Genomic DNA, 20,673 nt, shown 5'->3' with positions numbered 1-20,673 from the left:
GGACCGATGCCCACCTACTTCTCCCCCGGCATCTACGTCGAGGAGGTACCGAGCGGGGCCCGCCCGATCGGACCGGTCGGCATGAGCACCGCCGCGTTCGTCGGGGTCGCGCCCGACCGGGGCGCCCACGTCGGCGAGGCGCTGGCGGTGAACAGCTGGACCGAGTTCCTGCGGCTGTACGCCGACGGCGAGCACCTGGAGAGCACCCCGCTGGCCCGCGCCGTGTTCGGCTTCCTGGACAACGGCGGCACCCGCTGCTGGGTGGTGAACGTCGGCGAGGGCGGCCGCCTCACCGGCACCGGCGGGCGGCGCGGCGGCCTGGAACTGCTGGAGGCGATCGACGAGGTCTCCATAGTGGCCGCGCCCGGCTACCACGACCCGGTCTCGCACGAGGCCCTGATCAGCATGGCCGAGCGGCTGCGCACCATGGTGGCGATCTGCGACCCGCCGCCGGAGGTCACCGACGTCTCCCGGCTCACCCGCGTCGCCACGCCGGGCAAGCCGCCCAAGCCCGCGTCGGCCGGCTCGGCCGACAAACCCGCCGAGGGTACGCCGGGCGACGCCGACGACGAACCGCCCGGCGGCGACCGGCCCCGGCAGTCGGACTACGCCACCTTCTACTTCCCGTGGATCCGGGTCCGTGACCCGCTCAGCGGCGACCTGGTGCTCACCCCGCCGAGCGGGCACGTCGCCGGCATCTGGGCCCGCACCGACGCGCTGCGCGGCGTGCACAAGGCGCCCGCCAACGAGCCGGTACGCGGCGCCGTCGACCTCGCGTACCGGGTGACCCGGCCCGAGCACGACGTGCTCAACCCCAAGGGCGTCAACGTGATCCGGTTCTTCGCCGGGGAGGGCATCCGGCTGTGGGGCGCCCGTACGCTAGCCGCCGAGGCCAGCGAGTGGCGCTACCTGAACGTACGGCGGCTGTCCATCTCGATCGAGCAGGCCATCGCGGGCGGCACCCGGTGGATGGTGTTCGAGCCGAACGACTTCACGCTGTGGCGCTCGATCCGCCGCGACATCGGGGCGTTCCTCACCCGGGTGTGGCGCGACGGCGCGCTGCTCGGCCGTACGCCCGAGGAGGCGTTCTTCGTCAAGTGCGACGAGGAGACCAACCCGGCCGACGTCCGCGACGCCGGGATGGTGGTGGCGCACATCGGCATCGCGGTGGTCAAGCCCGCGGAGTTCGTGGTGTTCAAGCTGAGCCAGTGGGCCGGCGGCACCGAGACCGAGACGATCGGAGGCTGACATGCCCACCACCGCGACGCCGCAGCCGGGGGCGCCCGTCGACCCGTACCGCGCCTACCACTTCAAGCTGCTGATCAACGGCATCACCAACGGGCACTTCACCGAGGTCAGCGGCTTCGAGGTGGCGATTCCCGCGCTGTCGTACCGGGAGGCGGGCAACGAGCGCATCCGGGCCGTGCCGGGACAGGTCGAGTACGCCCCGGTCACGCTCCACTTCGGCCTGACCAGCTCGCGTGAGCTGTGGGACTGGGTGAACGCGGCGGCGAAGGGCACCGTCAACCGGCGCAACGTGTCGGTGGTGCTGCTCGACCCGGCCGGCACCGCCGAGGTGCTGCGCTGGAACATGATCAATGCCTGGCCGACCCGGTGGCGGGGCGCGCACCTGAACACCCTGTCGCAGGAGATCGCCATCGAGGCGCTGACCCTGGCGTACGAGGGCCTGGAACTGGAGGCCGGCGGTGCCGCCGCCCCGGCGGGCGCGTGACCGGCTGGCCCGCGCGCTGCGGGTCACCGCGGATCGCCTGTCCGGTCCGGCCCCGGCCGAGGACGCGCCGTCCTCCCCCGGCCAGCAGCCCGCCCCCGGTCAGCCGCCCGAGCACTGGCGGCGGCTGGTGGCGGCGCACGCCCCCGGCCTGCTGCGCGACCTTCCGCCGGTTTCCGCTCCTCCCCCGCTCTCCGACGAGCGGCGCCAGAGGGGCCGGTGGCGCTGGATGGCACGTTTGATCAACGGACTCGCCGCTTTCCGCAACAGCCCGCCGAGATCTTGGTACGAAAGGGCCCCTATAGGGGCCGTTTCCTACCAAGATCTCCCGGAGCTCCTGGGAAGTGGGACGGGGATCTCGGGAAGCGGGAACTCGGAGCCGGGGCGCGGTGCGCGGTCGCCGGGAGCGACGAGTGCCGGGTGGGAAGTGAGCGGGGCGGCGCCCTCCACGCCGACGCCGGGCGCCCGGTCCCGCTCGGACGGGGCCTCGCGGTCGTGGGACGACGGGGCGTCTGCGGGTGAACCCGCGAACCGGTTCGTGACGGAGCCGATCGGCTTGGCCGGGGCACCGGAGAGGACGAGAGCGGCGCGTATGCCGGACCCGACCGGGTCACCGGGCGCCGTCGGCCCGACCGGTACCGCAAGCACCACGGAAGCCATCGGTGGCGCGCCCCCGGCACGCCGGCCGGTGGTGACTCGCGCCCTCAGGCCGGCCCTCACCGGCACGAGGGGCGCGAGCGGCGACGGCACCGGTCGGCCCACCGACCCGGGCGTGCCCGCCGGGCCCGTACACCCCGCCGGCAGCCGGGACACGATCGGATCGCCGGGTCGCGTGGGATCCGGCGAATCGGACCGGCCGTCACCGTCCGAGCGCAGGCCCGGCCCCGACCGGGTGGACCCGCTCCGCAACCTCCCACAGGTCGACCGGGGCCGGCCGACGCGCAGGGACGACATCGCCGGAGCGGACGTGCCGTCCGGTCGAGGGGACATGCCCCCGCTCACCTTCGCGGCTGCGCCACCGTCGTTGCCGCACGGACCGGCCGCACGCATCAAGGGCGGTCGAACCGGATCAACGAACGGTCGCGACGGGACAAGGGACGGATCCGTCGCCCAGTACCCGGGGCGCGCCGCCGGCCTGCCGTACCCGGGCGGACACGACCCGGCGTCCGGGGAGAGGCAGGGTCGGTGGCCCGCGCGTCCCACGTACAGCAGCCCGTGGCCGGCCCTGCCGGACGGTTCCGACCCGACCCGCACGACGGGCCAGGTGGCGACCGGGATGGCCGAGGGCGGCGGGACGCACGCGGATCCGTGGCCGGCGCTCCCGGCCGAACCGGCCTGGCCCGCCCCGCAGCCCACGCGGTGGAGCGACACGGCCCGGCTGGACCGGGAACAGGCGGGTGACTGATGGAGCGCGTCGCCTTCCTCGTGGACGAGTCCGGCACCCGGGTCGACTGCCTGCTCAACCCGGAGACCGTGCAGGTGACCCGGCTGGCCGGGGTACGCCCGCGCGGCGGACCGGACGGGCCGCTGACCGGCGCCGGGCTGGCCGACGACCCGCTGGTCTTCACCGGCGGCGGGCGTACCGAACTGGTCCTGGACCTGCTCTTCGACGTCGACTTCGTGGAGTCCCCGGCCCGGCCGGAGGACGTCCGCACGCTGACCCGGCCGTTGTGGATGCTGGCGGAGAACTCGGCGGTCGAGCACGGCTGGCTGCGCCCGCCGCTGGTCCGCCTGGTCTGGGGCAAGACCTGGAACGTGCCGGGCGTGATCACGGCGATCGCGGAACGGTTCGACGCGTTCACCCTCACCGGTACGCCCCGGCGCTCCTGGCTGCGGCTGAAGCTGGTCCGCGTCGCGGAGGGCGCGGAGGCGGCGCGCGCCGGGTTCGAGGAGGAACTGGCCGCGGCGAGCACACCCGCTGTCGCGCCCGGGTCGGCGGTGGTCGCCGCCGCCGACGGCGCGGCCGAGCCGGGCTGGTCCGGGGTGCGCTTCGACCTGCTCGCCCACGACGCGCTGGGCTCGCCGCTGCGCTGGCGTCTGCTCGCCGAGCACAACCGGATCACCGACCCGCTCACCGTGCCCGCCGGCACCGCGCTCGCCGTCCCGCCGGCCGGCGCCGCCACCGTCGCGCCGGACGCCGTCACCGCGGGAGGCACGCCGTGACCCGCCACGCGACCAGCCCGGCGCGGCGAGCGGCCGCCGGGGGTGCGCCGTGAGCCGGGCCGCCCTGGTCACAGTCGACGGGCGACCGCTGGCCGATCCAGCCCGGCTGCGCGGCATCCGCGTCGCCGCCCGCCTCGACCGCCCGGCACAGTGCGAGCTGACCCTCGCCGCCGCTCCCGGCGCGGGTCCGCTCGACCCTCCGGTACGCCCCGGCGCCACAGTCGACGTCCGCCTCGACGGGCAGGCGGAGGCGCTGTTCACCGGCGAGGTGACAGCAGTCGAGCGGGAGTACGCCGGTGACGGCGCCGCGCTGGCCCGGATCCGGGCGTACGACCCGCTGCACCGGCTGCGCAAGCGGCAGGAGCTGCGCGTGTTCGAGTCGGTGACCGCCGCCGAGCTGGCCGCCGACCTGTGCGCCGGGCTGGGGTTGAGCGTGGCGGCCGAGGACGACGGGCCGCGCCTGGACCGGCTGCTCCAGCACCGGCACACCGACCTGGATCTGCTGTGCGAGGTGGCCGGTCGCGCCGGGCTGCACCTCGGCGTGGACGGTGACCGGTTGCGGCTGTGCACGCTGGACGGCTACGGGGAGCCGCTGCCGTTGACGCTCGGCGAGACGGTGCACGCGCTGCGGATCACCGAGAACCTGGACCGGGCGGGCGCGGAGTGCGCAGTGCTCGGCTGGCACCCGCAGCGCGCCGAGCCGCTGAGCCAGCGCGCGGACGAGGCGCGCAGCGGGCGGCGCATTCCGCTGCGCCCCGACCCGGGCGACGTGGGCGCGGACGGCGTCCGTACCGCTGTGGACCAGCCGGGCCGCAGCGACGACGAGCTGGCCGCGCTGGCCCGAGCCGGGCTGGACGCCCGGGTGGCGGCGCTGGTCACTGCCGAGGGCACCGCGGAGGGCGACCCGGCGCTGCGGCCGGGCCGGCGGATCGCCCTCGCCGGCGTCCCGGAGCCGCTCGCCGGGGTGTACGTGCTCACCGAGGTGGTGCACACCGTGGACGCCGACGGGCACCTGACCCGGTTCTCCACCGCGCCGCCCGGCCCGCCGCCGTCGGCCGCGCCCCCGGCGGCGACTGTCACGCTCGGCACCGTCACCGACGTCGACGACCCGGACGGGCTGGGCCGGGCCCGGGTGACGCTGCCCGCGTACGGCGATCTGGACGCCGGCTGGCTCGCGGTGCTCTGCCCGGGCGCGGGCCGGGGCAAGGGCATCGTCGCGCTGCCCGACCCCGACGACACCGTGCTGGTGGCGCTGCCCGGCGGCGAGCCGGCCTCGGGCGTGGTGCTCGGTTCGCTGTTCGGCGCGGTCGAGCCGTACGACACCGGGATCGTGTCCGGCCGCTCGCGCCGCTGGTCGATGCGGACCGGCACCGGGCAGTCCATCGTGATCGACGACGACGGGCGCACGCTGCGGCTGGCCACCGACGCGGGCAGCTTCGTCGAGCTGCGTCCCGAGCTGACCACCGTGCACGCCGCCGGTGACCTGGTGCTCTCCGCGCCCGGCCGGGCTGTCGTGGTACGCGGCCGCACCGTCGACTTCCTGCACGCCCCGGCGGCCGAGGACGCCGAGACCGCCGCCGCGCAGGCCCGTACGCTCGCCCGTTCCGCCGGAGGTGGCTGATGCGCTGGATCCACCGCGACTCGCTGATCACCTGCGGACACGACGGGCGGGTGAGCAACCGCCCGTCCCAGCAGTGGGTGACGGTCCAGGCCGTGCCGGTGCTGATCCGCCCCGACCCGGAGGGGCGCGACATCACCGCCTGCCCCAACTACGGCCCGACGATCAAACCGTGCCTGCACACGCTGACCGTGACAGTGGGTTACAGCACGTGGGTGCGGGTGGACCGGCAGCCGGTGGTGCTGTCGCACCTGGACGGTCTGACCGACGGCACCCCGCCGGGCACCGTGCACCACCAGGTCCGCGACGTGCGGCAGAGCTTCCTGGGGGCGGACGCATGAGGGCCTTCCGCTTCGTCGGCGCCGGCTTCGACGCCGGCCGCGCCGGTGGTCTCGCGCTCACCGCCGCAGGCTCGCTCGCCATGACCGACGGCGACGAGACGGTACGCCAGGCGCTGTACCTGCTGCTGTCCACCACGCCCGGGGAGCGGCTGATGCGTCCCGGGTACGGGTCGCGGCTGCACCGGCTCGTCTTCGCGCCCAACGACGACACCACGGCCGGGCTGGCGATCCACTACGTGCGGCAGGCGATCCGGCGCTGGGAGCCCCGGGTCGAGGTGCTCGATGTGGACGCCGGCCCCGACCCGGACGACCCGTGGCGTCTGGTGATCCGGCTGGACTACCGGGTGCGGGCCAGCCTCTCCCCCGGCCACCTGGTGTTCTCCGTCGACCTGCTGCCCGCCGACGAGGAAACCGGAGACGAGGAGGGCACGTCATGACGCTGCCGGTGCCGCACCTGGACGACCGCGCCTTCCTCGACCTGGTCACCGAGGCGCGGGAACGCATCGCCCGGTCCTGCCCGGACTGGACCGACCTGTCCGCGCACGACCCGGGCATGGCGCTGGTGGAGGCGTTCGCGTACCTGACCGAGGTGATGATCTACCGGCTGAACCAGTTGCCGGAGAAGGCGTACGTGGCGTTCCTGAACCTGCTCGGCGTCACCCGGCATCCACCGGCGGCGGCCTGGGCGGACGTGCGCCTGACCCGTACCGGCCCGGACCGCGGCCCGGTGCGGGTGCCGGCCGGCACCCGGGTCGCCGCGGCCCGCGGCGCGGACCCCCGGCCGGTCGTCTTCGTGACCACCGAACCGGCGGTGCTGCCCGCCGGGGAGACCACGACGACGGTACGTGTGCACCACTGCGAGCCGGTCGAGGCGGAGCTGCTGGGCACCGGCACCGGGCAGCCCGGTCAGGTGTTGCGGGCGGCCCGTGCGCCGCTGACCCGTACCACCGAGGCGCTTGATCTGCTGCTCGGCGTGGAGGTGCCGGCCGGTTCGGTGGAGCTGGGCGCGGCCGCCCGCGAGCACGAGGGGCGCACGTACGAGATCTGGCGGCCGGTGGACAGCTTCGCCGGTGTCGGCCCGCAGGCGAAGGTCTACCTGGTGGACCGGGCCTCCGGGGTGGTCACGTTCGCCCCGGCGCTGGACCTGCGCCCGGACGGTGGCGCCCCGGCCGTCGAGGGGGCGGCCGGGGCGACCACTGTGGCGGCGGTGCCGCCGGCCGGGCGGCAGGTGCGGCTCTGGTACCGCTGCGGCGGCGGACCGGCCGGGAACGTCGCGGCGGGCGTGCTGACCAGCCTGCGCGACCCGCTGCCGGGGGTGCGGGTGGACAACCCGGAGCCGGCCACCGGTGGGCGGGAACTGGAGTCGCTGGAGTCGGTGCTGGCGCGCGGGCCGTACGAGTTCTTCGCCCAGCAGCGCGCGGTGACCGCCCGGGACTTCGAGATCCTGGCCACCGGCTCCGGGGCGGTGGCGCGGGCGCGGGCGTTCACCAGGGCCGCCGTCTACAGCTTCGCCCGGCCCGGCGAGGTCGAGGTGGTGCTGGTGCCGTACGTGCCGGACGCGGCCCGCCCCGGCGGCCGGCTGCCGGTGGCGGTGCTGCGCGAGCACGAGGTGGAGGAGGCCCGCCGCCGGGTCGAGGCCGACCTGGAACGCCGCCGTGCCCTGGGTACGGCAGTGCGGGCCGGCTGGGCGCGCTACAAGGCGGTGTCCATCCAGGCGCGGGTGGTGGTGCGCCGCGAGGAGGACGTGGACGCGGTGCGCCGCCGCATCCACGAGCGGCTGCACCAGACGCTCAGCCCGCTGCCCACGCCGCTGAACCCGGCCGGCTGGGCGTTCGGCGAGCCGCTGCGCGCCTCCAACGTGTACCGGATGCTGGAGCACGCCGAGCCGGGCGTGCGCTACGTCGAGTCGGTGCGGTTCGTGGTCGACGAGGCGCCTGACGCGCAGGTACGGACCGTGGCGGTGGACCAGTACCAGGCCGACACCTGGTACGCCGGCGGCGGCCCGGTGCTGTTCCGCTCCACCAACGCCGGGGCGGGCTGGGAACCGGCCGGCCGGTTCGACGACGAGACAGTGGTGCGGGTGGTGCCCGCGCCCGCCCCGGTACGCCCCGGCGTGGTCCCCCGGGCCGGTTCGGTGGCGGTGGTGACCACCCGCGCCGCCGGCGGCTCCCGGGTCCGGCTGAGCACCGACCTGGGTGAGACGTGGACGCTGCTGACCGACCTCGACTCCGGCGTCCGCGATCTGGCCTGGATCGACCGGGACGGCACCGGCGCGCTGCTGCTGGCCACCGACGCGGGCCTGTACGAGGTGCCGCTGCTACCCGGCGCGGTGCCGTTGCAGATCCTGGTCGACCCGGCCGACGCCGACCGGGGCTTCTACGCGGTGCGCGCGTTCGTCTCCGAGCGCGGCGCGCCGGGGGTGGCGGTCGCCGCGCAGGCCGGATTCGGCGTCTACCTGTCCACCGCGGCCGGGCGGCCCGGCACGTTCGCCCACGTCGGCCTCGCCAACGTCGACAACCGGATCCTCGCCGTCCAGTACGACGGCCCGGCCACGCTGCTGTGGTGCGGCGCGGGCGAGCCGGACCCGAAGAAGCCCGGCCAGGGCTGCCACCGCACCCGGCTGTTCGAGTCGGACGTGAAGTGGCAGTCGATGGCGTCCGGCTGGATCGGCGGCACCTGCCGCGACCTGGCGTTCAGCGGCCCGCTCGCGCTCGCCGCGACGCAGAGCGGCGGCGTGGTCCGCCTGGACACGCTCGCCGGGCAGCCGCAGTGGTCGCCCGTGATGGTCAACTGCGGCCTGCCGCTGCGGGACCGCACCCGGTTCGTCCCGGTCGACGCCATCGCCGCCACCGCGCCCACCGGCACCTCCGGCGCCGGGCGGCTGGTGCTCGCCGGCGGCGAGCGCGGCGTGTTCCGCAGCGGCGACGGCGAGAACTGGACGGCGAGCGCCAACCAGGCCACCGCCGACGTGGTCACCGTCCCCGGCACCTGGCTGCTCTGCTCCGGCGAGCACGACATCGAGGTGGTGCGGCAGGATGCGCCGAGCGGCGATTGAGCGGCTGCTGCCGGCCGCGTACCAGCGGGCCGCCGGCCCGGGCAGCGTGCTGGGCGCGCTGCTGGACGTGATGGAGGCGCTGCACGCCCCGGACGAGGCGGTGCTCGCCGACGTCGACGCGCTGTTCGGGCCGTACCGGACGCCGGACGGGTTCGTGGCGTACCTGACCCGCTGGGTGGCGATGGACCACGTGGTCGCCGCGCCCCGCGCCGACGCGCCGCTGCCGTTGCCGGCGGGCCGGCTGCGGGACCTGGTGGCGCACGGCGCGCTGCTGGCCCGGTGGCGCGGCACCCCGTACGGCATGCGGACCGCGCTGGAGCTGGCCACCGGCGTGACCGGGTTCGTGCTGGACGAACCGCCCGAGCGGCCGTTCCATCTGGTGGTGCGGGTGCCACCGGCCGCCGCCGACCGGCTCGCGCTGGTCACCCGCATCGTCGAGGCGGAGAAACCGGCGGCGGTCACCGTCGAGGTCGTCACCGGGGACCCGCCCGACCCGGGCCCGCCGCCCACGCCCGAGCCGGACGACGCCGAGCCCGCCGCCGGGGTGGCGACGGTGCGCGCGGTCGGCCGGGCGCACGTACCCGCACCCCACGATCCGCCCGAGGAGCCGTCATGACCACCGAATGGACAGTCGTCGCCGCCGCCGAACAGTTCACCCTGGACGCCCGCAACAGCGGTGAGCTGACGTTCACCGTGTCGAACCCGGGCACCGCGCCGGACACCGTCGTCTTCGACGTCGCGCCCGGCGAGGGCAGCCAGCGGGCCTGGTTCACCGTGGCCGAGCCGCAGCGGGTGGTGCCCGGGCAGGGCTCGGTGTCGTTCCTGGTACGCCTCGCCGTGCCGCCCGGCACGCCGCCCCGGCGCTACGACATGACCGGGTTCGCGTACTCGGCGAACACCGCGCCGGAGGAGAGTTCCCGCTCCAGCGGCCGGGTCACGTACGGCGTGCGGGCCGTCGTACCCCCGAAGCGCGCGCCGTGGCCGTGGATCGCGGCCGCCGCGGCGCTGGTGCTGGTCGTGGCCGGGGTGGTGGCCTGGCTGGTGACCCGCGGACCGGACACCCCCGCGCCGCCGCAGGCCGACGCGGTGACCGTGGAGGCGGAGACGCTGGTCTCCGGCGCGACGGTGCAGTCCACCACCGGCGCGAAGGCGGACGTGGTGGCGCAAAAGAACTGCTGCGACGTGGTGTGGTCCGGCGACGCCCAGCTGTTCTTCCTGGGCCGGGGCGTCGGCGACCGGGTCACCGTGCAGGTGGATCTGCCGTCCGACGGCACCTGGCGGTTCTCCACCGTGCGGACCACGTCGTTCGACTACGCGAACACGATCTGGCTGGTCGACGGCCGGCAGGTCGGCGACACGTTCTTCGGGTTCACCCCGACGGTGGTCCGCACCGACGAGGTGGACGTGGGGACCCTGGAGCTGACCCGCGGCCCGCACAAGCTGACGCTCGTGGCGGTGAGCAAGACGCAGGGCACCGACAGGTACTTCGCGGGCGTGGACGAGATCCGCTTCACGCCCGTCGTCCGGCCATGACCACCAGGCAGAAGGTGCTGCTGGTGGCGGTGGCAGTGCTGCTGGTGGCGCTGTACGTGGTGGCGGTGGCCGGACGCCGCGACGACAGGGGCGACCCGGCGGCCGGGCCGGGCGCGCTGGCCCGGCTGGGACGCGGGTCCGGGACGGTCGACCCGGCGACGGTGGCGGTGAACTGCCTGCCGCCGGCCGCGGAACCGGCCACCACCGCCGACGGGGTGACGCTCACCTTCGGCACGGTGTGCCGGCTGCGGGTGGCCGACCCGGGCGCGCTGCGCACGCTGGTGCTGCGCGGCACGACGCCGTTCGAGGTGACAGCCCGCGCGCCGGGCGACGCGGACGTGACGGTCACCGACGAGGTCGCCCCGGACGCGGACGGCCCGGCGGTGGCGAAGGTGGCTGTTGACCGGGAGACCGAGGTGCTCCTGCGGTGTCCGGGAGGTGGCGGATGTTCGGTCACGCTGGCCCGGTCCTGACCCGGACGGAGACGCGGCATGGGTGAGTTGCGCAAGCCGTTCCTGCTGCTGGCCCTGCTCGCGGTGGCGCTCGTGGTCGGCGTGGAGCTGGGCGCGGCGGCGCTGACCGGCGGCGGCGACGCGAGCGGCGCGCTGCGGGACAGCGCCGGCCGGCTCGGCGTCGAGCTGGGCGACGTCGGCGCGGTGTCCGAGCCGTCCGGGCGGGGCATCGGCTACCTCGCGCTGATCGACGTGGTGGCGCTCTGGACGACCGGGCTGTTCTGCCTGAGCCTGGTGCTGCCGGACCGGGTGCAGGGCCGGGTGCAGGGCGTGGCCACGCTCGTCTTCTCGATCGTGCTGCTGCTGGTGTCGCTGGTCCTGCTGGTCGTCGCGTTCGTCGAGCTGACCGTGATGGTGTCGCTGTTCCTGGCGCCGCCGTTCGGCACGCTGGCGTACCTCGCGGTGTGGGGGTTCTTCCCGGTCGGCGACGCGGCGGTGCTGCTCGGGCTGGCGCTGCTGCTCAAACTGGTCTGGGCCGGGCTGCTGCTCGCCGCCCAGCCCCGGTTCCTGCGCAACAAGGGCCTCGTCGCTCTGGTGCTGACCACGCTGCTGTGCACAGTGGTGCTGCAGTTCCTGCACGGCCTGGTGCCGGTGATCCTGGTCAGCATCCTGGACGACCTGGGCGCCGTGGTGTTCGCGGTGGTGGCGCTGATCTGGGCGCTGGTGCTGCTGATCGGGTCGATCCCGGCGATCGTGAAGGCGATCCGGACCACCGCCACCACGTCCGGTCGTACCGTCAGGTGACCGCGCCGCCGGCCGCGAGCGTGGCCAGGCGCGGCAGTTGCTGCGGGTCGGTGAGCGCCGACCCGACCGCCACCACGCGCGCCCCGGCGGCGAGGAAGTCTTCCGCGTTGCCGGCGTCGACGCCGCCGGTGGCGACGAACCGGGCCTCCGGCAGCGGCCCGGCCACCGCCCGGAACCAGGCCGGGCCGAGGCTGACCGCCGGGAACGCCTTGAGCCACACCAGGCCGTGGTCGAGCGCCCGCTGCGCCTCGGTCGGGGTGGCCACGCCGGGCAGGTGCGGCACGCCGAGACCGGCCGCCGCGTCGGCCACCGCCAGATCCAGGCCCGGGGCCACTGTGAACGCCGCCCCGGCGGCCACCGCCTGATCGACCTGCGCCGGGGTACGCACGGTGCCCGCGCCCACGATCCGGTCCCGCCGCCGTCCGGCCGTCACGGCGGCGCGCAGCGCCGGCACCGCTTCCGGGGTACGGATGGGCACCTCCACCACGGCGATGCCGAGATCCCAGGCCAGTTCCGCCAGCCGGACCGTCTCCCCGGGCGGCAGGTCGCGCAGGATCACCATCACCCGCGCGTCGCCGAACAGTGCCTCGAAGTCGTGCCCGCTCATCTCCCACTCCCTCCCCTGACCTGCGCGGTCCACATCGTCTCCGGCAGCGCCAGCGCCCGCGCGATCGTCTCCGGGTCCGGCGGCGGCGCGGTGTCGCCCGGCACGACCAGCACCGGCGCGGCGGTCAGGTGCCCCAGCCGCAGACAGGCGCGCAGGTCCAGGCCGCGCAGCAGCCCGGACAGAAACCCGGCGGCGAACGCGTCACCCGCGCCGACCGGCTCCACCACGTCCACCGGCAGCGCCGGCACGAACACCGCCGGCCCGGTACGCGGCAGCGCCGTCGCGCCGACCGGCCCGTCCTTGACCACCACCAGTTCCGGGTCGGGCAGCAGGGCACGAACGTCGGCCGGATCGTCCGCAGCCCAGAGCCCGGCCGCCTCGTCCAGCCCGACCAGCACCACGTCGGCGCGGTCGGCCAGGCCGCGCAGGACCGGGGCGGCCCGGTCGGCGGGCCAGAGCGCCGGGCGGTGGTTCACGTCGAAGCTGACCCGGGCACCCGGTAGCGCGCGCCCGTCCAGCGCGGATACGAGCAGGTCACGGCAGGTGCCGGAGAGCGCCGCGGTGATGCCGGACAGGTGCAGCAGGCGTGCCCCGGCCAGCCCGGGACGCGCGAGGTCGGCGGCGCCGAGGCGGCTCGCGGCCGACCCGGCACGGTGGTAGTGCACGCGGGTGCCGTACGGCCCCGGATCCTTCAGGTAGAGCCCGGTCGGCGCGTCCGGATCCACGATGACAAGGCTGACGTCCACGCCCGCGGCGGCGACCTCGGCCACCACCCGCCGCCCGAACGGGTCGTCGCCGACCCGGCTCACCCACGCCGCACGGTGCCCGAGCCGGGCCAGCCCGGCCGCCACGTTCGACTCCGCGCCGCCCACGCCGACGGTCAGCCGCGCCGCGCGCTCCAGCGACCCGCCGTCGTCAGGGGCGAGCACCACCATCGTCTCGCCCACGCAGACCACCTCCGGCCCGCCCGCCGGGCTCACGGCGTCACCCCCGGGCGGGCCGACACGTCGTCCGGGTCGAGGTGGCCGTCGGCGACCAGCACCCGGTGCCGGTTGTGCCGCTGCTGCCCGGCCGCGACCACCGCCGGGGTGTCGAACGCGTACGCGACGCAGACGCCCGGGTACATCGCGGTGCGCACGAACCACCTGTCACCCGGCCCCAGACCGGTGAACACCAGCGTGTACGCGCCACCGCCGGGCGCGGAGGCGGACAACGCCAGCCAGGGCGCGGCCGAGCCGTTCACCGCCTCCTCGCCCGCCGCCTCGGCGGTGCGCACCCGCGCTTCCCCGTCGGCCACGGCACGCCAGAAGAATCCGCCGTAGCCGGCGCCGCCCGGGCGGCCGTTCGTGGCCGGGCTGCCCAGGCGCACGTCGGCGCCGGTGGCGGAGGTGAGCGTGGCGGACAGGTCAAGCCACCAGGCGTCCGCCCCGGCCGGGGTGGCGGTGATCCGCCGGTGTTCGTGCAGCAGCACCCGGCCGTGCCGGTCCCGCCATTCCAGGTCGTGGTCCAGCCGGTCGGCGGTCCGCTCCCGCCAGCCGGTGTGCGCGATGACGCCGTGGTCGTCGCGCCAGGTGTAGCCGGTGCCGCGCACGTACGTCCGGCCGCCCCACAGGTTGACGCCGTCCACGTCCTGCACGGCCAGTGACGCGCCGAGGTGCCAGACGTGGTCGGCCGGAAGCGCGTCGGTGACCGGCGTGCCGGAAAGGGTCCGCACCGGATGCAGGTACGGCCGGGGCCCGTGGCGCGGGTCCAGCTCCGGCCGGACCAGGTACCGGGCCACCTCGGCGCCGTCCACCACCAGCCGGGGTTCGGCGGTCACGTCGGGTCCGGGGCGGGGACCGGGCGGCGGGCGTCGAGCGCGTGCAGCGCCGCGAGGGCGTACCCGCCGAGGATCGGCACCGCGACCGGCGTGACCAGCACGCCCAGCAGCACCGCGAGGGCACAGATGCCGGAGGCGGCGGCCCACACGCCGGGGCGCTGCGGGCAGGTGCGGGCCACGTCACGCGCCGCCGTCCGCCAGCCCCGGCCGTCGGTGCGCCCGACCGCGACGGTGACCAGGCCCGCGTACCCGAGCACTGCCGCGACCACGACGGCGGTGAGCGCGAGCGCGGGCCCGCCGCCGGGTACCCGGCCGGTGGCGAGCGCGAGCAGGTCGGCGGTGAGCAGCGCGACGGCGGCCAGCGCGACGGCGCTGACCGCGAGCCCGGCGGGCAGCGCGCGGCCGAACCGGGCCAGGCTGGTCCGCGCGTCGGGCCAGGAACCGGTGACCGACCTGTCGTGCAGCGCGGCGCTGGCGGTGGCGAGCGCCGGGGCGAGCGTGAGCACCGGCAGCGCGGCCAGCGCCACGGCGAAGCCGAGCAGCGCCAGATCGGTCGCCTCGCGCAGCGTGTCCCGCCAGTCGCCACGGGCCGGCACGGCATCGGGGTGGGCGGGCACGGCGGTCATCCCTTCAGCCCGCTGGTGTTGATGCCCTCGACGAGCATCCGCTGGAAGGCCAGGAAGAACAGGAACACCGGCAGCAGCGACAGCACCGACATGGCGAACATCGGGCCGACGGCGCTCTGGCTCGTCGAGTCGATGAACAGCGTCAGCGCCACCGGGACCGTGTAGTCCTCCAGGCTGGACAGGAACACCAGCTGGCGGAAGAAGTCGTTCCAGGTCCAGATGAACGAGAAGATCGCGGTGGTGACCAGCGCCGGGCGGCTCAGCGGCAGGATGACGTGCCGGAACACGCCGTACGGGGACGCGCCGTCGATGGTGGCCGCCTCGTCCAGCTCGCGCGGGATGCCGCGCATGAACTGCACCATGAGGAAGACGAAGAACGCCTCGGTGGCCAGGAACTGCGGCACCAGCAGCGGCAGGTACGGCCAGTCGCCGCCGACCAGTCCGAGGCTGCGGAACAGGATGTACTGCGGCACGATCAGCACGTGCCCGGGCAGCAGCAGCGTTCCGATCATCACGGTGAACCACAGCTTGCGCAGCCGGAACCGCAGCCGGCCCAAAGCGTACGCGGCGAGCAGGCAGGACAGCGCGTTGCCGACGACGGTGAGGCCGCTGACCAGCACACTGTTGAGGAAGAACCGGCCGAAGCTGATGTCGAAGTTGGTCCAGCCGTCGACGTAGTTGCCGGGGGTGAACACCTCCGGCAGCAGGCCGACGTTGTTGACGATCTCGGCCTGCGACTTGACCGACGTGCCGAGCATCCAGAACAGCGGGTAGAGCACCACCGCGACGATCGCCACGAGCACGACCAGCCGCAGGACGTTGCGGCCGCCGCCCGGCCGGCGGCGGGCGACAGGAAGCGCCGTCATGAGTCGTCTCCGTCCGAGTAGTGCACCCAGAACCGGCCGGTGCTGAAGAAGACGGCGGTGACCACGCCGATCGCCACCAGGAACACCCACGCCATCGCCGACGCGTAGCCCATCTCCAGGTCGGTGAAGCCGGAGATGTAGAGCTTCAGCGTGTACATCAGGGTGGAGTCGACCGGGCCGCCGGTGCCGTTGCTGAGCACGAACGCGGCGGTGAAGCCCTGGAAGCCGTTGATGGTCTCCAGCACCAGGTTGAAGAAGATCACCGGGGAGAGCATGGGCAGGGTGACCGCGCGGAAGCGCCGCCACGCCCCGGCGCCGTCCACCGCCGCCGCCTCGTACAGCTCGGTGGGCACCTGCTTGAGCCCGGCCAGGAAGATCACCATGGGCGCGCCGAACTGCCAGATCGCCAGCACCATCAGCGTCTCCAGCGCCCAGTCCGGGTCGCTGACCCAGGGCAGCCCCTCGACGCCGAACAGGGCGAGGAACGAGTTGAACGCGCCGTCCCGGTTGAACATGTTGACCCAGACGATGGCCAGCGCGACGCTGCCGCCGAGCAGCGACGGCAGGTAGAACAGGCTGCGGAACAGCCCGACGCCGCGCCAGGCCCGGTTGAGCAGCAGCGCCACGCCGAGCGCGGCGGCCAGCTTCAGCGGCACCGCGATCAGCGCGAACGTCAGCGTGACCCGCACCGCGTGCCAGTACGACGGGTCGGCGGTGAACATCCGCTCGTAGTTGGCCAGCCCCACCCACCGCACCTCGGACAGCGGCGTGAGGATGTCGTAGTCGGTGAAGCTCAGCCAGAGCGACAGCAGCATCGGGATCGCCGTGACGCCCATCAGTCCGATGAGCCAGGGCGAGAGGAAGACGTACCCCGCCAGGCCCTCGCCGAGCCGGGCCCGGCCGGCCCGACGCCGCGTGGGGCGAGGGCCGGCCGGTCCGGTGCGCGGGGTCCGGCCGGGCGCCGTGGTGACAGCCACGGGACCGGTCCTTTCGTGGGGTCAGGCGATCGCGGACTTGCAGGCGGTGACGAACTGCTCGGCCGCCTGAGCCGGGGTGGCGCGGCCGTACTGGGCGTTCTCGGCGGCCTTGACCAGCTCGGACTTGACCTTGCTGTGCCCCTTGATCGGCACCTGGGGCGAGGCGCCGAACTTCTGCGCCAGGTCGGACTCGACCTGGATGGACTGCTTCATGGCCGGGTCGGTGGCGGTCTCGCTGACCTTGGCGCGCAGATCCATGTTCGACGGCAGACCACGGTCGGTGCCGAGCAGCGCGACCGCCTCCGGGTCGTTGTTCAGGAAGTTGATCACGTCGACGGCGACGTCCTTGTGCTTGCTGCCCTTGAACACCGACCAGTACATCGAGGCGCGCGCCCACTGCCCGCTCGGGTCACCCGGGTACGCGACCACGCCCAGCTCGTCCTTGGTGTTCTTCTTCAGGTCCGGCATCTGGTTGACCCACACCCAGGAGGTGGCCGACTTGCCGGTGACCACCAGCTGCTTGGTGATGTCGCTGGAGTTGCCCTCGTGGATGACATCCGGCTTCGGGGTGGCGCCCCGGTCCCGCGCGCCCTTCCACAGCTCGAACCACTTCGTCACGTCCTCGGCGGTGAAGCCGAGCTCCTTGCCGTTGTACAGGTCCTTGCCCTGCTGGCGCAGCCACACCCAGAGCGCCTTGTAGTCGGCGCTCGGGTCCTGAGTGCCGGGCACCTTCGTCTTCTTCGCCACCTGCTCGGCCCAGGCGATGTGCTCCTCCCAGCTCATCCCGGTGGTCGGCTCGGGCAGCCCGTTCTTTTGCAGCAGCGTCTTGTTGTAGACCAGGCCCTGGGTGTTCTCCCCGGCGGCCACCCCGGCGAGCTTGCCGTCGACCACGCCGTACTCCAGCAGGCTCTTGGGGAACTTCGACACGTCGAGCTTGCCGGAGTCCTGGTAGCTGCCCAGGTCGAGCGTGGTGCTGCGGCCGGCGTACTCGGCCAGGTAGTTGTCGTCGATCTGGAACAGGTCCGGCGGGTTGCCGCCGGCGGTGAGCGTGGCGAGCTTGTCGAAGTAGCCCTGGTTGGCCTGCCAGGTCTTCTCGAACGTCACGTCGGGGTGCTTCTTGGTGTAGAGGGCCAGGGCGTCCTCGGTGAGCTTGGCCCGGGCCTCACCGCCCCACCAGAAGACGGAGAGTTTGACCGGGCCGCCGTCGCCGCCGGCGTCGTCGTCGCCGCAGCCGGCCGCGCCCAGGGCGAGGGGCACGGCGAGCGCGACGGCGGCCAGGCCGCGCACGAGTCGGCGTCGGGTCAGAGGGGTACGGTGATGCCGCCCGGCGGGTGCGCCGGCGGTGGGGGACGTTGCGGGGTGCATCTGCGCTCACTCCTCGGCTGTGGGAGGCGACGACGTCACCGGCGGCCGTCCACGGGCCGCCCGGGTCCGCAGTGCTGTGCGGGCCCGGGCCACCTGCTCAGGCCCCGGTGCCGTCCCGGCCGGGCGCGGGGACGGGCCCGGTCGAGTCGCGGACGACCAGTTCGGTCTGGAGCATTACCTGTGCGGTGGTGCGACGGTCGCCGGCCGCCGCGCCCCGGCCCCGGGCGCCGCGTGGCGCGTCGGAGTCGAGTTGCAGCAGCATGTCGACGGCCGTCCGGCCGGCGGCCGCGGTCGGCGTGGCCACCGTCGTCAACTTGGGGCGGGTGAGCCGGCTCAGCGCGATGTCGTCGACGCCGACCACGCTCACGTCGTGCGGCACCCGCGCCCCGAGCGCGTCCAGCCCTTCGATCAGGCCGATCGCCATCAGGTCGTTGTAGGCCAGCACGGCGGTGACGCCGCTGCGGCGCACCTGTTCGGCCAGGGCGCCGCCGCCGGTCTCGGTGGGCTGGTTGGGTCCGAGGACGGTCAGCTCCGCTGAGCCGCTGCGGGCGGCGGCGGTAGCGGCGCGGCGCATCTCCCGGGCGGTCCACGAGCCGCGTGGGCCGCCGAGCAGCGCGATCCGGCGGTGGCCGAGCCCGAGCAGGTGCTCGATCGCGGCCCGGGCGCCCTGCCCGACGTCCATCATCACGCAGGGCAGGCCGGCGACCTGGCGGTTTATCACCACCACCGGGACCTCGCGGCTGACCTGCTCGATCAGGCTGTTGCTCATCCGGGGGCTGCACAGCAGCACGCCGTCGACCTGCTTGGCCAGCGCGTGGACCAGGTCCTCCTCCGCGACCGGGTCCTCGTTGGTGTCGGCGACGAACACGTGGTAGTCGCGGTGCCGGGCCTGCCCCTCCGCCGCCTTGATCAGCGGCGGGAAGAACGGGTTGGCGATGTCGGCCACGATCAGGCCGATGTTGTGCGTACGGCCGGTGATGAGGGCCCGGGCGGCCCGGTTGGGCCGGTAGCCGAGGTCCTCCGCGCAGGCCAGCACCCGGACCCGGGTCTCCGGGTTGACCAGGTGCGGGGCCGAGAACGTCCGGGACACGGTGGAGATGTGCACACCGGAGGCGCGGGCGACGTCCCGGATGGTGGCTGGCACGGCGGGCTCCCTCGTCCGATGTGGTGGGGGTCACGGGTGCCGCCCATTAATGCAAACGGTTGCGCCCGTGTCAACGGTCCATTGTTGCGGCTCGATTGCGACGACGGTGCCGGTGGGCGCGCGAAACCTCATCAATGCGGATGGATAGGGCGACTTGACCGCCATCCGTTGACGACGTATCCATCGTCGTGGTTTCTTCGGCTGCAAACCTTTGCAGCCGACTGCCGGGGAGGCCGACGTCATGTCACCACCGGCCCGGGAACGGGTCCGCCACGCCCTGGTCGGCGCCGGGGCGCGCGCCGAGATGTTCGTCCGCGCCCTGGCGCTCGACCACGCCGACACCGCCGAGCTGGTCGCGTTCGCCGACGTCAACCAGACGAGGATGGACGCGCACAACCGCTGGCTGGCCGAGCTGGGCCGGTCGCCGGTGCCCACGTACGCCGCCGCCGACTTCACCACCATGCTCGCCAAGGAGCGCGTCGACGTGGCGCTGGTGACCAGCGTGGACGCCACCCACGACGAGTACGTGACGGCGGCGCTGCGCGCCGGCTGCGACGTGATCGTCGAGAAGCCCATGACGGTCGACGCGGAACGGTGCCGGCGCATCCTGGACGCGGTCGCCGAGACCGGCCGCCGCGTCACAGTCGCGTTCAACTACCGCTACAACCCGCTGCACGAGCAGGTCCGGCGGCTGCTCGCCGACGGCGCGGTGGGCGAGATCGGGTCGGTGCACTTCGAGTGGCTGCTCGACGTGCGCCACGGCGCCGACTACTTCCGCCGCTGGCACCGCGACAAGTCCGTCTCCGGCGGGCTGCTGGTGCACAAGTCCGGCCACCACTTCGACCTGGTCAACTGGTGGCTGGACGCGCGCCCGGTCGAGGTGCACGCGTACGGCAGGTTGTTCTTCTACGGCGCCCACGGCCGCCGGCACGGCTACGCCCGCGACTACGACCGGGCGCACGGCTCCCCCGCCGCCGACGGCGACCCGTTCGCGCTGCGCCTGGCCGACCACCCGCGACTGCGCGAGCTGTACCTCGACGCCGAGGCCGAGGACGGCTACCACCGCGACCGCAACGTCTTCGCCCCCGGCGTGACCATCGAGGACGACCTCGCGGTGCTCGCCCGCTACGACACCGGCGCGACCATGACCTACCACCTGACCGCGTACGCCCCCTGGGAGGGCTACCGGGTGATGGTCAACGGCAGCCGGGGCCGCCTGGAGCTGGAGGTGACCGAGAGCGACCACGTCAGCCCGTCCGTCGCCGGTGCACTGAAAGGCGCGGCGCTGCACGGCGACGAGGCCGCCGTCGAGCGGGGCGCGGCCCGGCTCACGCTGCGCCCGTTCTGGGCGCCGCCGGTCCAGATCCCGGTCGAGGGCTGGACCCGGCGCGGGCACGGCGGCGCGGACACCCGGATGACCCGGGTGCTGCTCGGCGGCGAACCCGACCCGCTCGGCCGGGCCGCCACCGCCCGCGACGGCGCGCTCGCGCTGCTCACCGGCCTGGCCGCCAACCGCTCGCTGGAGACCGGCGCGCCCACCCGCGTCGCCGACCTGCTCACCCTGCCCTGACCGA

General features: G+C 74.6%; 21 protein-coding genes. 13 read left to right on the top strand and 8 right to left on the bottom strand.

Annotation, left to right across the window (positions count from 1 at the left end; genetic code table 11):
* Positions 1–6 precede the first annotated feature (6 nt).
* The 12 genes from A4R25_RS04775 to A4R25_RS04720 all read left to right on the top strand — a co-directional run bounded on the left by A4R25_RS04775 (position 7) and on the right by A4R25_RS04720 (position 11,695).
* On the top strand, positions 7–1,248 hold the full coding sequence (locus A4R25_RS04775) for a phage tail sheath subtilisin-like domain-containing protein (protein WP_064445747.1): 1,242 nt from the start codon (positions 7–9) through the stop codon (positions 1,246–1,248).
* A 1-nt stretch (position 1,249) separates the two neighbouring features.
* Complete coding sequence (locus tag A4R25_RS04770) at positions 1,250–1,732, top strand: phage tail protein (protein ID WP_043323571.1); 483 nt, start codon at positions 1,250–1,252, stop codon at positions 1,730–1,732.
* Between the two features lie 1,261 nt (positions 1,733–2,993).
* Positions 2,994–3,134: a hypothetical protein gene (locus tag A4R25_RS31700; protein ID WP_231915426.1), complete on the top strand. Its 141-nt coding sequence runs from the start codon at positions 2,994–2,996 to the stop codon at positions 3,132–3,134.
* The gene (locus A4R25_RS04760) at positions 3,134–3,892 is read left to right on the top strand and encodes a hypothetical protein (protein WP_064445745.1); all 759 of its coding nucleotides are present in this window, start codon (positions 3,134–3,136) and stop codon (positions 3,890–3,892) included. The genes A4R25_RS31700 and A4R25_RS04760 overlap by 1 nt, the downstream gene beginning before the upstream one ends.
* 49 nt (positions 3,893–3,941) lie before the next feature.
* On the top strand, positions 3,942–5,513 hold the full coding sequence (locus A4R25_RS04755; protein WP_064445744.1) for a phage baseplate assembly protein V: 1,572 nt from the start codon (positions 3,942–3,944) through the stop codon (positions 5,511–5,513).
* The gene (locus A4R25_RS04750; protein WP_064445743.1) at positions 5,513–5,851 is read left to right on the top strand and encodes a hypothetical protein; all 339 of its coding nucleotides are present in this window, start codon (positions 5,513–5,515) and stop codon (positions 5,849–5,851) included. Before A4R25_RS04755 ends, A4R25_RS04750 begins: the two co-directional genes overlap by 1 nt.
* Entirely contained in the window at positions 5,848–6,288 is a 441-nt protein-coding gene (locus tag A4R25_RS04745) for a GPW/gp25 family protein (RefSeq protein ID WP_064445742.1), read from the top strand. The genes A4R25_RS04750 and A4R25_RS04745 overlap by 4 nt, the downstream gene beginning before the upstream one ends.
* On the top strand, positions 6,285–8,906 hold the full coding sequence (locus tag A4R25_RS04740) for a putative baseplate assembly protein (protein ID WP_064445741.1): 2,622 nt from the start codon (positions 6,285–6,287) through the stop codon (positions 8,904–8,906). The genes A4R25_RS04745 and A4R25_RS04740 overlap by 4 nt, the downstream gene beginning before the upstream one ends.
* The gene (locus A4R25_RS04735) at positions 8,887–9,522 is read left to right on the top strand and encodes a phage tail protein (RefSeq protein ID WP_064445740.1); all 636 of its coding nucleotides are present in this window, start codon (positions 8,887–8,889) and stop codon (positions 9,520–9,522) included. The genes A4R25_RS04740 and A4R25_RS04735 overlap by 20 nt, the downstream gene beginning before the upstream one ends.
* Positions 9,519–10,439, top strand: a complete 921-nt coding sequence (locus A4R25_RS04730) for a hypothetical protein (RefSeq protein WP_064445739.1) — start codon at positions 9,519–9,521, stop codon at positions 10,437–10,439. Before A4R25_RS04735 ends, A4R25_RS04730 begins: the two co-directional genes overlap by 4 nt.
* Positions 10,436–10,912 carry a hypothetical protein gene (locus A4R25_RS04725; protein ID WP_064445738.1) on the top strand — a complete coding sequence of 159 codons (477 nt, stop codon included), beginning with the start codon at positions 10,436–10,438 and terminating at the stop codon, positions 10,910–10,912. Before A4R25_RS04730 ends, A4R25_RS04725 begins: the two co-directional genes overlap by 4 nt.
* A gap of 18 nt (positions 10,913–10,930) precedes the next feature.
* On the top strand, positions 10,931–11,695 hold the full coding sequence (locus tag A4R25_RS04720) for a hypothetical protein (protein WP_064445737.1): 765 nt from the start codon (positions 10,931–10,933) through the stop codon (positions 11,693–11,695).
* On the opposite strand, the gene A4R25_RS04715 is transcribed toward A4R25_RS04720, so the two are convergent.
* The 8 genes from A4R25_RS04715 to A4R25_RS04680 all read right to left on the bottom strand — a co-directional run bounded on the left by A4R25_RS04715 (position 11,688) and on the right by A4R25_RS04680 (position 19,099).
* The gene (locus tag A4R25_RS04715; protein WP_064445736.1) at positions 11,688–12,302 is read right to left on the bottom strand and encodes a bifunctional 4-hydroxy-2-oxoglutarate aldolase/2-dehydro-3-deoxy-phosphogluconate aldolase; all 615 of its coding nucleotides are present in this window, start codon (positions 12,300–12,302) and stop codon (positions 11,688–11,690) included. The two genes, A4R25_RS04720 and A4R25_RS04715, sit on opposite strands and share 8 nt — an antisense overlap.
* Positions 12,299–13,282, bottom strand: coding sequence for a sugar kinase (locus tag A4R25_RS04710; protein WP_082930912.1), 984 nt, complete (start codon positions 13,280–13,282; stop codon positions 12,299–12,301). Before A4R25_RS04710 ends, A4R25_RS04715 begins: the two co-directional genes overlap by 4 nt.
* Entirely contained in the window at positions 13,279–14,121 is an 843-nt protein-coding gene (locus A4R25_RS04705) for a PmoA family protein (protein ID WP_064445735.1), read from the bottom strand. Before A4R25_RS04705 ends, A4R25_RS04710 begins: the two co-directional genes overlap by 4 nt.
* Entirely contained in the window at positions 14,118–14,747 is a 630-nt protein-coding gene (locus tag A4R25_RS04700) for a hypothetical protein (RefSeq protein ID WP_064445734.1), read from the bottom strand. The genes A4R25_RS04705 and A4R25_RS04700 overlap by 4 nt, the downstream gene beginning before the upstream one ends.
* Positions 14,744–15,613, bottom strand: a complete 870-nt coding sequence (locus A4R25_RS04695; protein ID WP_064445733.1) for a carbohydrate ABC transporter permease — start codon at positions 15,611–15,613, stop codon at positions 14,744–14,746. The genes A4R25_RS04700 and A4R25_RS04695 overlap by 4 nt, the downstream gene beginning before the upstream one ends.
* Positions 15,610–16,590 carry a carbohydrate ABC transporter permease gene (locus A4R25_RS04690; protein ID WP_064445732.1) on the bottom strand — a complete coding sequence of 327 codons (981 nt, stop codon included), beginning with the start codon at positions 16,588–16,590 and terminating at the stop codon, positions 15,610–15,612. Before A4R25_RS04690 ends, A4R25_RS04695 begins: the two co-directional genes overlap by 4 nt.
* A 21-nt stretch (positions 16,591–16,611) precedes the next feature.
* Complete coding sequence (locus A4R25_RS04685; RefSeq protein ID WP_043323559.1) at positions 16,612–17,955, bottom strand: ABC transporter substrate-binding protein; 1,344 nt, start codon at positions 17,953–17,955, stop codon at positions 16,612–16,614.
* A 97-nt stretch (positions 17,956–18,052) separates the two neighbouring features.
* Positions 18,053–19,099 (bottom strand): LacI family DNA-binding transcriptional regulator, encoded by a 1,047-nt coding sequence (locus A4R25_RS04680; protein WP_064445731.1) that lies wholly within the window; start codon positions 19,097–19,099, stop codon positions 18,053–18,055.
* Positions 19,100–19,340: 241 nt separating this feature from the next.
* On the opposite strand from A4R25_RS04680, the gene A4R25_RS04675 reads away from it, so the two are divergent.
* A complete protein-coding gene (locus A4R25_RS04675) occupies positions 19,341–20,669 on the top strand; it encodes a Gfo/Idh/MocA family protein (protein ID WP_064445730.1) in 1,329 nt (442 codons plus the stop codon).
* The last annotated feature ends 4 nt before the right edge of the window (positions 20,670–20,673 follow it).

Origin of the sequence: Micromonospora sp. NBRC 110037, assembly GCF_001652995.1 — a bacterium.
GTDB classification, from domain to species: domain Bacteria; phylum Actinomycetota; class Actinomycetes; order Mycobacteriales; family Micromonosporaceae; genus Micromonospora; species Micromonospora chalcea.
This window is presented reverse-complemented; position numbering and strand designations above follow the sequence as displayed.